Source organism: Aliagarivorans marinus DSM 23064 (assembly GCF_000429485.1).
GTDB classification, from domain to species: Bacteria; Pseudomonadota; Gammaproteobacteria; order Enterobacterales; family Celerinatantimonadaceae; genus Aliagarivorans; species Aliagarivorans marinus.
Genome location: NZ_AUBY01000024.1, coordinates 13,461 through 24,986, shown reverse-complemented (window position 1 = coordinate 24,986; position 11,526 = coordinate 13,461). Strand labels below are relative to the sequence as shown.

12 protein-coding genes are annotated in these 11,526 nt (G+C 53.8%); 5 read left to right on the top strand and 7 right to left on the bottom strand.

Features of this window, described 5'->3' with window-relative positions:
* Positions 1 to 14 precede the first annotated feature (14 nt).
* From G461_RS0111315 to G461_RS0111300, 4 genes are all read right to left on the bottom strand, one after another.
* A complete protein-coding gene (locus G461_RS0111315) occupies positions 15 to 665 on the bottom strand; it encodes a response regulator transcription factor (protein WP_026971915.1) in 651 nt (216 codons plus the stop codon).
* A gap of 67 nt (positions 666 to 732) precedes the next feature.
* Entirely contained in the window at positions 733 to 1,332 is a 600-nt protein-coding gene (locus G461_RS0111310; RefSeq protein WP_035480094.1) for a LysE family translocator, read from the bottom strand.
* Between the two features lie 111 nt (positions 1,333 to 1,443).
* Positions 1,444 to 2,346 carry a LysR family transcriptional regulator gene (locus G461_RS0111305; protein ID WP_026971913.1) on the bottom strand — a complete coding sequence of 301 codons (903 nt, stop codon included), beginning with the start codon at positions 2,344 to 2,346 and terminating at the stop codon, positions 1,444 to 1,446.
* On the bottom strand, positions 2,346 to 4,115 hold the full coding sequence (locus G461_RS0111300) for a protein-disulfide reductase DsbD (RefSeq protein ID WP_026971912.1): 1,770 nt from the start codon (positions 4,113 to 4,115) through the stop codon (positions 2,346 to 2,348). Before G461_RS0111300 ends, G461_RS0111305 begins: the two co-directional genes overlap by 1 nt.
* 400 nt (positions 4,116 to 4,515) lie before the next feature.
* Between G461_RS0111300 and G461_RS0111295 the strand changes: the two genes are divergently transcribed.
* The 3 genes from G461_RS0111295 (at position 4,516) to groL (ending at position 7,186) form a co-directional block, all read left to right on the top strand.
* The gene (locus tag G461_RS0111295) at positions 4,516 to 4,974 is read left to right on the top strand and encodes an FxsA family protein (protein ID WP_026959517.1); all 459 of its coding nucleotides are present in this window, start codon (positions 4,516 to 4,518) and stop codon (positions 4,972 to 4,974) included.
* A 225-nt stretch (positions 4,975 to 5,199) separates the two neighbouring features.
* Positions 5,200 to 5,490 carry a co-chaperone GroES gene (locus G461_RS0111290; RefSeq protein WP_026959518.1) on the top strand — a complete coding sequence of 97 codons (291 nt, stop codon included), beginning with the start codon at positions 5,200 to 5,202 and terminating at the stop codon, positions 5,488 to 5,490.
* A 46-nt stretch (positions 5,491 to 5,536) separates the two neighbouring features.
* Entirely contained in the window at positions 5,537 to 7,186 is a 1,650-nt protein-coding gene (groL, locus tag G461_RS0111285) for a chaperonin GroEL (protein ID WP_026971911.1), read from the top strand.
* 109 nt (positions 7,187 to 7,295) lie between these two features.
* On the opposite strand, the gene G461_RS0111280 is transcribed toward groL, so the two are convergent.
* Entirely contained in the window at positions 7,296 to 7,502 is a 207-nt protein-coding gene (locus tag G461_RS0111280) for a hypothetical protein (protein WP_026959520.1), read from the bottom strand.
* Positions 7,503 to 7,692: 190 nt separating this feature from the next.
* On the opposite strand from G461_RS0111280, the gene G461_RS0111275 reads away from it, so the two are divergent.
* Both G461_RS0111275 and G461_RS0111270 read left to right on the top strand, forming a co-directional pair.
* The gene (locus G461_RS0111275; RefSeq protein WP_026971910.1) at positions 7,693 to 8,160 is read left to right on the top strand and encodes a putative pterin-binding protein; all 468 of its coding nucleotides are present in this window, start codon (positions 7,693 to 7,695) and stop codon (positions 8,158 to 8,160) included.
* A 1-nt stretch (position 8,161) separates the two neighbouring features.
* Positions 8,162 to 10,081, top strand: a complete 1,920-nt coding sequence (locus tag G461_RS0111270) for a putative bifunctional diguanylate cyclase/phosphodiesterase (protein ID WP_026971909.1) — start codon at positions 8,162 to 8,164, stop codon at positions 10,079 to 10,081.
* An 11-nt stretch (positions 10,082 to 10,092) separates the two neighbouring features.
* On the opposite strand, the gene G461_RS0111265 is transcribed toward G461_RS0111270, so the two are convergent.
* A complete protein-coding gene (locus G461_RS0111265; protein WP_026959523.1) occupies positions 10,093 to 10,416 on the bottom strand; it encodes a hypothetical protein in 324 nt (107 codons plus the stop codon).
* A gap of 74 nt (positions 10,417 to 10,490) precedes the next feature.
* Positions 10,491 to 11,507, bottom strand: coding sequence for an EF-P beta-lysylation protein EpmB (gene epmB, locus G461_RS0111260; protein WP_026971908.1), 1,017 nt, complete (start codon positions 11,505 to 11,507; stop codon positions 10,491 to 10,493).
* Between the last annotated feature and the right edge of the window lie 19 nt (positions 11,508 to 11,526).

The following is an 11,526-nucleotide window of genomic DNA, read 5'->3' as shown; positions in this document are numbered from 1 at the left end:
GGTGTACAGGAGGGCTAGCCCTCCTGATTACTTTCCAGATCGAGCTGCTGCAAGGCGATCACCGCTTGGGTGCGGCTTTTCACATTGAGCTTGCGGAAGATGGCAGTGACGTGGGCCTTGATAGTGGCCTCAGACACGTTGAGCTCGTAGGCGATCTGCTTGTTAAGCAGGCCCTCGTTGAGCATCACTAATACCTTGTACTGCTGCGGCGTGAGGCTGGCTAAGCGCTCAGCCATCGGATCTTCTGGCAGATCCTCTTGGTAGGAGAAGCCCTCGGGGAACCACTCATCACCCTCTAAAATGCTCGAAACCGCGCCAACCAGTTGCTGCAGCGGAGTGGACTTGGGAATAAAGCCAGACGCGCCAAGCTGTTTGGCTTTTTGCACCACTTCCTGCTCTTCACTGGCAGAGACCACCACTATCGGCAGCTCGGGGTGATGACCATGTAGATGGGTAAAGGCCGAAAAGCCATTGGCGCCGGGCATTTTTAGGTCGAGTAGCAGCAGATCGGGCTCGCCGTGCAGCTCCAGCAACTTAAGTAATTCGGCCACGCTATCGGCTTCGCGTAGTTCAGCATCGGGGACAGCAGTGCTAACGGCTTGGTTGAGCGCCGAGCGAAACAAAGGGTGGTCGTCGGCGATGATTATTTGGTAACAGTCTTCCATAACTCAATCACTTAGACGTTTTTTTGAACATAGCACCATGACTGAGTGGATTCAATTTGCTTCACCGCTAACTGTGAAGGCCGAGCAATGTTCCCATTCCCAGCAGCATCGAACCGCTTAGGGTGTTGACCTTGGGCATGTTGTTAAACAGCCGCGACTGGATGCGTTGGGCACCGAGGATCTCGATAAGTAGCAGCCATACCAGCGCGCACTGGACAAGCAATGCACTCGACATTAGCAGCTTGCTGGCGGCACTGGTATCGGCGGTAATAAACTGGCTGAAGATGCTCACCGCAAACACCAGCACCTTGGGGTTTAGCAGGTTGCAGCTAAGACCGCTGCGCAGCGCTTGCTGGCTATGTTGAACACCTTCTTGCTGAGCGGGCGTGAGCTTGCGGTGCTGCAGGATCTTCAGGCCGATAAAACACAGGTAGCCTGCGCCACCGAAACGCACCACCTGAAACAGCCATGGCACCTGAGTCACCAGCAGGCTGATCCCAGCCAAGGCCAATAGGATATGGCTGGTGAAGCCGAGCAGAATACCCGCCACACAGCGACGCGCCAGTTGTTTGCTTTGGGCACTGTAGCGCAGCACTAGCAGCATATCCGGCCCCGGAGTGAGCATGCCAAGTAGATTAATGGTGAGTAGGGCGAGTAGCGCGTCCATGGGAGATCCAAGCATTGAAAAACGCGCTAAGTGTATGGATTAACTAGTAATCGTTAAATGGAAGATAGTTGAATTCAAGTATTCCAATTTGGAATTTACTTGTAAGGGCGCCTAGTGACCAAGCTGCTCAATCAAGGTTTGGCGAAACCACTGATGAGCCGGGTCGTGGTGTTGCCGATGATGCCAGATCAGCGAGAACTCGAAGGCCTGCTGTTTGAGTGGCAGTGAGGTTATCACCAGTCGCGGATGGCGGTCGTGGTAGTGACGGGCAATCTTCTCCGGCAGGGTCAAGATAAAGGGCGTCTCAGTAATCAGCTCAAGCGTGGCGGCATAGGAGATCCCCTGTAGCTGGATCTGGCGACTCTGGCCCTGAGCACGCAGCAGCTTGTCGATGCTGGAGAATTTATCCGCACCGCTGTGCACCGAGGCGTGGGCGAAGCGGCAATAGTCGCTGGCCTGGGGATCACTGAGTGCCAAATAAGGATGATCGTTACGCATCATGCACACCAGCTTATCTTCGCCCAGCGCCCGTGCGTGGAAATCACCGCTGTCTTTGGGCGGTAGGGTCATACCGATGTCCACCGCGCCTTGGCTGAGCTGGTGCGGAGTGCTGTCATCCCAGTTAAGTAGCTCGATCTTCAGCTGAGGGGCTTGCTCAAAAACTTGTGCCAGCAAGGGCGGCAGCAGGTGAGCGCTGACATAATCAGACGTGGCAAAGCGGATGGTGCGTTGGCACTTGCCCGGCTCAAAGGCCTGCTGCTGCAACAGTGAGTCGATGGACTCCAGCACGCTGGCCACCTGGGTTTTTAAGGCTTGGCCGCGATCGGTGGTCTGCCACTGGCCATCGACCCGCACCAGTAGCGGGTCGCCGAATAGATCGCGTAGCTTACTGAGGTGCTTGCTCATGGCCGACTGGCTGATGTGCATCTGCTCGGCGGCGCGGCTGACGCTGCGCTCATTCAATAGATGATAGAGCGCATTCAGCAGTATCAGGTTGACCTTGCCGAGCTGCATTACAGACCGTTGAGGGTCAGGTGGGCGTTAAAGGCCTCGGCGTTCATAAAGCCGGTGACTCGGGCCTGACTGAGCTCTTGGCCGTTATCGGCAAACAGCAGCAAGGTGGGCAGGCCTAGCACTTGGTAATGATTGAGCAGCTCAATGGCGGCGGCATCGGTGCGGGTGACATCGGCTTGCAGCAGCACCATGGTGTCGAGCTTGGCAGCAACCGCGGGGTCGCTAAAGGTGTACTGTTCAAACTCTTTGCAGGCGACACACCAATCGGCGTAGAAGTCGACCATCACTGGGCGGTTTTGCTGCTTGGCGATGGCCAGCTGTTGTTCTAACTGCTTAAGGTCGCTTACCTGAATAAACTCGCCATGCTGCTGGGCAGGAGCTTGCTGCCACCACGGTTGACTGGCCCAGGCGATACTTAGCCCAAGCGCGGTGACTAACCCTAGCTGGCGCAGGCTTTGCGCGAAGCTGAGCGTGCTTAAGCGGTTGAGGTGGTAGTAATAACTAATGCTGCCAGCAATCAGCGCCAGCCATAGTAGGCGGCCCACCGATGGCAACACGAAACGCTCCAACATCACCACCGCCACAGCCAGTAGCAGGATGCCAAATACGATCTTCACCTGTTCCATCCAGGCACCGGCTTTGGGTAGCAGACGACCGCTGGAGGTACCGACAATCAATAGCGGCACGCCCATGCCCAAGCTCAAAGCGAACAGCGCCATGCCGCCGAGCACTAAGTCACCACTTTGCGCCACGAACAGCAGCACGCCGGAGATAGGCGCGGCGGTACAAGGCGATGCCACTAAGCCTGAGATCGCGCCCATCAGCGCAACGCCCCAGTACTGGCCACCTTGTTGCTGGTTGCTTAGCTGATTGAGACGATTTTGCAGGCTCGCGGGCAGCTGCAACTGATACAGGCCAAACATCGAAAGCGACAGCAGCACAAAAAGCAGGGCGATTGCGCTTAGAACATAGGGGTGTTGCAGCGCAGCCTGAAACTGTAGCCCAGCGCTAGCCACTACCAAGCCGAGTGCGGTGTAGGTGATGGCCATACCCAACACATAGGTAAGCGATAAGCTGGCGGCTTTGCGGGTGCTTAGCGGTCGCTGTTGGCCTGCGATAAGCCCGGTGATAATCGGGTACATCGGGAACACGCAGGGGGTGAAGGCCAGGCCCAACCCGATGGCAAAGAACAGTGCGATGTTGAGCCATAGCGCCTGGCTTTCCAAACGGCTGGCAAAGCCTTCATGCTCGCTTTGTGTTGTGCTTGTTGCAGCGGCTATAGATGGCGAGGCTGGCCCTGAAGGATCAGATGCACTTGCTGCAAACAGCAGCTGCTGGGATTCGGGCGGATAGCACAGCCCAGCATCGGCACAGCCTTGGTAGGTTATGGTGGCTTGAGTCGCTTCGCCCAGCGCACTCATTGGTACCGCCACATCCAACGGTTGGCGGTAGATCACCACATCGCCAAAGTAAGGGTCGTGGTAGTCCTTGCCTGGAGGTAGCGCGAGGTCAACGGCCTGGCCGTTGACCTCCAGTCTGAACTGGCCTTGATAAAGGTAGTAGTCGGGAGCGATATCCCAGCTCAGCAGTAGCTGGTCAGCAGTCACTTGATAACTAAACGGAAAGGCTTCATTGACCGGCAGAAAGTCATTGGCATTGGTGCTGCTCGTTTGCTGGCTGAGTGTATCAAGCAGACTGGGAGATGCGTGCAGCGGTGTGGCTAAACCTAACAGCAGGGGAAGTAATGCAAACCAACAACGAGTAGCCATAGTTTTGGGTTCTATCCTTCAATGCAAATATCGAAAAGCTAGGGCGGGCCGAGCGACCTTTTTTACCCGAACGACCTCAAGGTGCGTGTTCAGCGAGATTTTCCTGGCCCTCAGGCAAGTCACTGTTCCGCCGATCTAGTGGTCTAAATCAAGGAGCAGTAACGCTGTGTGAGCTACTCGGAATCCTATACCTTTAGGTCGTTCGGGTATATTAGACAGCAACTTAGCGAAAAAACTTACACAAGTCGTCGACTTTTATAGCATCGCTCAGCTTTTGTGCAAAAGCGTGATTTACACCAATCCGGGGTACTGCCCTTTAAATCGTGCAAATATGCCCCATATTATAGGGTATACGCATCCAAAATTTTGCTTAAGACAAGACGCTCAAGAGGATAATCCGTTGTTTCTATATATCTTGTTATTACTCGCCGGCCTGAGCTACGCAGAGATTTATGTGCTGATTGCGGTCGGCGCAAAGGTAGGGGCCTTTAGCACCATCGCCCTGACGCTGTTAACCGCCATCGTCGGTGGTTCCTTGGTGCGCAGCCAAGGCCTACAAACCGCATTTGCCGCTCAAAATGCCATGAACCGTGGCGAAGCGCCTGCCCAGCAGATGCTTGAAGGGTTGATGCTGATTATCGCCGGGGTATTGCTGTTTATGCCCGGCTTCATTACCGATTCGGTCGGTATGTTGCTGTTGATCCCCGCCCTGCGTGGCGCTGCTGCCCAACGCTTGATCGTGAAAGGCTATATGCAAAGCGTGCGTTTCCGTCGCCCACCGGGTGGTGGTAGTGACAGCGATGTCTATGAAGGCGAGTTTGAGCGTAAAGACGACAACGACCACGATCGTCTGAACTAATCAAAACAGCCAACGTTTAGCAAAAGGGCGCGAAAGCGCCCTTTTTTCATGCCCGCAGCACGCTATCGGGCGGATAGCGATGGGCCACAACGAAAAAATTCAAAAAAATCTGGGTTTCCCCCTTGTAAGCGTTTTTTATGGCCCCATTTTTAAATGCAACATCAGTTTTGCAGCCATGTGGGCTGCGCAACTAGCAACCTCGATTGTTTTTAAGGAGAGATAGCAATGAACATCCGTCCGTTGCATGACCGCGTCATCATCAAACGCAAAGACCAAGAGAGCAAATCTGCTGGTGGCATCGTGCTAACTGGATCTGCAGCAGAGAAGTCTACCCGTGGTGAAGTACTGGCTGTAGGTAAAGGCCGTATTCTGGAAAACGGTGAAGTACAAGTGCTTGACGTTAAAGTGGGCGACACCGTGATTTTCAACGAAGGCTACGGTGTGAAGTCTGAGAAAGTAGACGGCGAAGAAGTGCTGATCATGTCTGAATCAGACATTCTGGCAATCGTAGAATAATCTCCCTTTCAAGAATTAAAGCTGAAATCGTTTAAGGAAATTAATCATGGCAGCTAAAGACGTACTATTTGGTAATGACTCGCGCGCAAAGATGCTGGCGGGTGTTAACGTACTAGCAGACGCAGTAAAAGTAACTCTGGGCCCTAAAGGCCGTAACGTGGTTCTGGACAAATCGTTCGGCGCACCAACCATCACCAAAGATGGTGTATCGGTAGCGAAAGAGATCGAGCTGGAAGACAAGTTCGAAAACATGGGCGCACAAATGGTGAAAGAGGTTGCCTCTCAAGCCAACGATGCGGCCGGTGATGGTACCACTACTGCAACCGTTCTGGCTCAGTCTATCGTAAACGAAGGCCTGAAAGCTGTTGCTGCTGGCATGAACCCAATGGACCTTAAGCGTGGTATCGACAAAGCGGTTATCGCTGCGGTTGAAGAGCTAAAAGCCCTGTCTACCGAATGTGCCGACTCTAAGTCTATTGCTCAAGTAGGTACCATCTCTGCTAACTCTGACGAAACCGTTGGTAACATCATCGCTGAAGCGATGGAGAAAGTTGGCAAAGAAGGCGTTATCACCGTTGAAGAAGGCCAAGCGCTGGTTGACGAGCTGGACGTGGTTGAAGGTATGCAGTTCGACCGTGGTTACCTGTCTCCTTACTTCATCAACAACCAGGAAAACGGCACCGTAGAGCTGGAAAGCCCGTTCATCCTGTTGGCTGACAAGAAAATCTCTAACATCCGTGAGCTGCTGCCACTGCTAGAAGCCCTGGCTAAAGCTGGCAAGCCGCTGCTGATCATCGCTGAAGATGTTGAAGGCGAAGCGTTGGCAACTCTAGTTGTGAACAACATGCGCGGCATCGTTAAAGTATCTGCGGTTAAAGCACCTGGCTTCGGCGACCGTCGTAAAGCCATGCTGCAAGACATCGCGATCCTGACCAACGGTACCGTTATCTCTGAAGAGGTTGGTCTGGAGCTTGAGAAAGCAACTCTGGAAGACCTGGGTAGCGCGAAGCGTGTGGTTATCTCTAAAGACAACACCACCATCATCGACGGTGTAGGCGAAGAAGCCAACATCCAAGGTCGTGTGACTCAAATCCGTCAGCAAATCGAAGAAACTTCTTCTGATTACGACCGTGAGAAACTGCAAGAGCGCGTAGCTAAACTGGCTGGTGGTGTTGCGGTAATCAAGGTTGGCGCTGCCACCGAAGTTGAGATGAAAGAGAAGAAAGACCGCGTAGAAGACGCGCTGCACGCAACCCGTGCTGCGGTTGAAGAAGGCGTAGTTGCTGGTGGTGGTGTTGCGCTGGTTCGCGCGGCCGCTAAAGTAGCTGAGCTGGAAGGTAGCAACGAAGACCAAAACGTAGGTATTCGTCTGGCACTGCGCGCGATGGAAGCGCCACTGCGTCAAATCGTAAGCAACTGTGGTGAAGAAGCCTCTGTTGTAGCGAACAACGTGCGTGAAGGCGAAGCTAACTACGGTTACAACGCTGCGAATAACAGCTACGGCGACATGCTCGAAATGGGTATCCTGGATCCAACCAAGGTAACCCGTAGCGCGCTACAATTCGCCGCATCGGTTGCTGGCCTGATGATCACCACCGAGTGCATGATCACCGACAAGCCACAAGATGCAGCAGCCCCGGCAGCCCCAGATATGGGCGGCATGGGCGGTATGGGTGGCATGGGCGGCATGATGTAATCATCCCCCGGCATCCAGCCAAACCAAAAAAGCAGCTCTTGGAGCTGCTTTTTTTGATCCCGGCGTTATCGAACCAGCAAGAATGCTCAGTTACTTATGCGGAGTGGTACTAGACAATGGCGAGCAGGTTCTTACCCAGATAGGCGGTAGCTGCTACCTTCACTGCCATACCAGCCACATTGGCGGCGGTCTTTACCGGTGATTGCGGGTCGATAAGATTCGAGGATTTGTTGGATGGCTCTTTACAACTATCCAGTGGACACAGCGATTTCGGCACAACCATGTGCACGGCCTCATGAATAACATCTCCTACCATAATTCCTCCTTGAAAGGTCGCGTCAGTATCTTTATCGACCAGTAATTACTTTCCTTTAGCGCTTGAGATGTAAATCATTAACTTCAGACTTATTAGGTGTTTAGCTTTTTGCTTAGCGGATGATTTCTCGGTCAGGTTTGGCGCAGTTAACTACACTGAAGCATGAAACTGACAAAAAGCAGGAGCGCCTATGCGTCGCGTTGCCCTATTGCTGGTACTGATACTGGCTTGGGTGCCTAAAGTACTCGCTGATAATGTACTGATCATCCAAGGCAACATCCGAGAGGTGTCGGGTATGGCCTTCTCCCTCGATGACATTAAAGCGATGGAGCAACACAGCTTTGTCACCAAGCATCCGTGGACGGAAGTGGGACGGCGCTACCAAGGGCCGTTGCTCGCTGATGTGCTCGATGTTGCCCAAGCCAAGGGAAAGATGCTGCGGATGGTGGCATTAAATGATTACGAGGTTGAGGTAGATTTCTCAGACATCGAGAAGTTTCAGCCAATCCTGGCCTGGCAGCAAGATGGCAAGACCCTCTCGATTCGGGAAAAAGGGCCGCTCTGGCTAATGTTCCCCGTCGACGACTATCCCGAAGTTAAGAACAAGCGCTATAACGACTACATGATTTGGCAGCTGCGCGTCATTGAAGTGAAGTAGTATGTTTCCAGGTTTTACCAAGCAATTTTCGCGACATCGCGGTCTTCGTAAGCTGTTGCTTCCTACCATTATCTTGGTGTTCTTGATTAGTGCATCCGTCAGCATTGCCCAGCTGCGACAGATTATCGCTGTGTTGGAAGCGCCACGGATGTCTACCACTTGGGCGGTCACCCAGTTGCTACAGGAACATCAGCGCTTTGCCTCACAGTTGAAGATCTATCACCTCGGCGGTGGCAGCAAGGGCGAGTTGATGCTGCGCTATGACATCTTCTGGAGTCGCTTTAAGGTGTTGTTGGAAGGTCAGGAGACCATCACCTTCCGCCACAACGATGTAGAGCGGCGATTTGTCTCTGACCTGTTTATGGAAGTGCAGCGCATCGAGCCAATGTTGCTCAGCCTTAACCGTGAACACAGCAGCATTGCATCAATCATCGACAGCTTGGAGGGATATACCCCAAGGCTGATGCGAATGGTTAACTATGAGTTCCAGCGCCGTGGCAGCATGGATGAGAAGAACGATGCCAAGATGCTGCGGTTGCAGCTGTCTTTGGCCCTGTCGTTTGGGGTGGTGTTTATCAGCGGTGGCTTGCTGATCTTCTACATCGTTCAGGAAAATCGCCATACCCGCTACTTGGCCTACCACGATGCCCTAACCGGCTTATCAAATCGCGCCGGCTTGCGGGCCTATATCGCCCAGCATTGCGCTGATCATCGCCACTACGCGCTGATGATGCTCGATTTAAATGGCTTTAAGGGAATCAACGACAGCTATGGCCATGAGTTTGGTGATCGCATCTTGAAAGCCGTGGCACAGCGCTTACAAGGTCTGATGCGCCAGCAAGACGTGGTGTGCCGGATTGGCGGTGATGAGTTTTGTGTGGTGCTAACCCACGTGCGTTCGCGAGAAGACTGCAGTGGCCTAGCGCGGCGCTTGATAGAGGCACTGGAGCGACCGATCTCGATGGAAGGTCGGTTATGTTTAATCGGGGCTAGCATCGGCATCAGCTTGGCCGACGAGTCCAAGCTCGATTGGCTGGGGGTGCTGGGCCAGGCCGACACCGCGATGTATGACACCAAGCTAAGCAACAAAGGCAGTAGCTGGAAGTTTTACCAAGGCAAGATGCAGCGTGCCAAGGAGCGCCAGCAAACCCTGCGGGTGGAACTGCGCGAGGCGCTCAAACAGCACAAACTAGAGCTGTATTATCAAGCTATCACCGATCTTAGCTCGAACAGCATAGTGGGGGTCGAAGTTCAGGCTTGCTGGCAGCACCCTAACTTTGGCTGGGTGGAGCAAAGTGAGCTGACCGAACTGGCCTTGTCGGTGGGCTGTATTAGCGAGTTAGAAGACTGGCTGCTCTCCAGCGCGGCGCAGCAGCTCAAGCGTTGGCACCATGGGGTGAGCAATCGCCTGCTGCTGATGGTGTCATTGTCATCGACTACTCTGCATGGCGATTTGGTCAAGCAGATCAACCGGGTATTGATTGAATCGCGGGTGATGGCGAGTCGGCTGATTATCAACGTGATAGAGAGCAACAGCCGCAACTCCTTGCTGGATGCCATTGATGCGATCAACGAGCTACGCCGAATTGGGGTGGGTTTGTGTCTGGATAACTTTGGCTCCGCCGACTGCCCCTTGGATCTGCTTAACGACCTACCCGTGCAGTTCCTGCGCGGCCCACTGGGCAACATGTTGAGTAAGGCTTCGGGTGGTGACGAACAGGAAACCTTGTTGGCGGCCACGGTGATGTTTGCCAATCGCCTTGGGGTGAAGCTGGTGATCAATGGTGTGCGCGATGAACAGCAACTGGCTGAGCTGCAATCGATAAGCCAAGAGGTGTATGTGCTGATGGGGTCGGTGGATGTGGTTGCGCCGGCCGAGGCGTTTTCTCGCTATCTCGACCGACAGTTTAACGATGGCTAATCGGCTAGGGCTTACTGCGCCTTAGCGACATCTTTGAACTGCGCCAACAGCAGGTGCATCTGCTCAAGCTTAGCGACGGTTTGTTTGAGTTGCGAGACAAAGTGCTCCTCGTCTTCGCACTCTTCCAGCAGCACCAGATCGCTGGCCAGCTCTTCCACATAGGGCAGAAACTCACGCTCGTGGGTTTTAAACAGACTCTCTTCGTCGAACAGTGCATTGAACTTGCCGTGTCCTTGTTCAGATAGCTGCTTGAGGACCCGGTCTGCATCTACCGCTTTGTGGTAGATCTCTTTTAAGTTGGTCTGGATCTGTTTGATGACTTGTTGAGTATCCATGGCTGGCACCTTGGTTTTCTCCTTAGTATATCGTGGATTCGTTAGAGTGATGTGGGAGCATATCGCTTCGTGGCTCACATCTGTAAATCTATCGGGGTTTTGCTCGCTTTGCCCGCTTCTTCTCGTGATAGTCGCGGAACCAGGTAGCCCGGCAGGCGCCGATAGAGCTGCTTGATAAGGGGGATGGCCTCATCTTGCGCAACCTCGAAGTGGCTAGCGCCGGCAACCCGGTCCAGCATAAACAGATAGTAGGGAAGGATCCCCACCTCAAACAAGCGGTTACTCAGCTCGCAGAGCGTGTCAGCGTTATCATTCACATCCCGCAGTAACACCCCTTGATTGAGCAGCTGCACGCCAGCCTGTTTAAGCTTGACCATGGCTTGGCTGAACGCTTCATCAACCTCATTGGGGTGATTGATATGGGTGACCATCACCACTGGTTTGGCAAAGTCGCCCAGCAGTTGGACCAGCTCCTCGGTGACCCGGGCTGGGATCACCACCGGCAGGCGCGTGTGGATACGCACTCGCTGCAGCTGGGGCAGCGTCGCTAACTGGGCAAACAGCTTGGCCAAGTGGCGATCGTTGGCCATCAAAGGATCGCCACCGCTGAGGATCACTTCATCGATCTCCGGGCGGGCGGCGATGTAGGCAATCGCCTCGCTCCAGTCCTGACCGGGCTGGTTGTCCTGATAGGGAAAATGACGACGGAAGCAATAACGGCAGTTGACCGCACAGCCGCCTTTGAGAATCAGCAGTACTCGGCTGCGATACTTATGTAGCAGCCCCGGCACCGCCGATTGATGCTCGCCCAGCGGATCGCTGGTAAACCCGGCCTGTTCGATGAACTCATGAGCGGCGGGCAGCACTTGGCGTAGCAAAGGATCATTAGCATCACCGGCTTGCATGCGGTCGATAAAGGCTTGTGGCACCCGCATCGGAAATAGCTTGCGTGCCTGAATGTCTTTTTGGAAGTGCTCTGGCTCCAAACCCAATTGCATCAGCAATTGTGCTGGGTCGCTCACGGCTTGAGCGAGCTGTTTTTGCCAATTTCCCTGCACAGCGGCGGCGTTTCGCGTTATTATTCGCTGCATCGAAAAAGCAATTACCTTG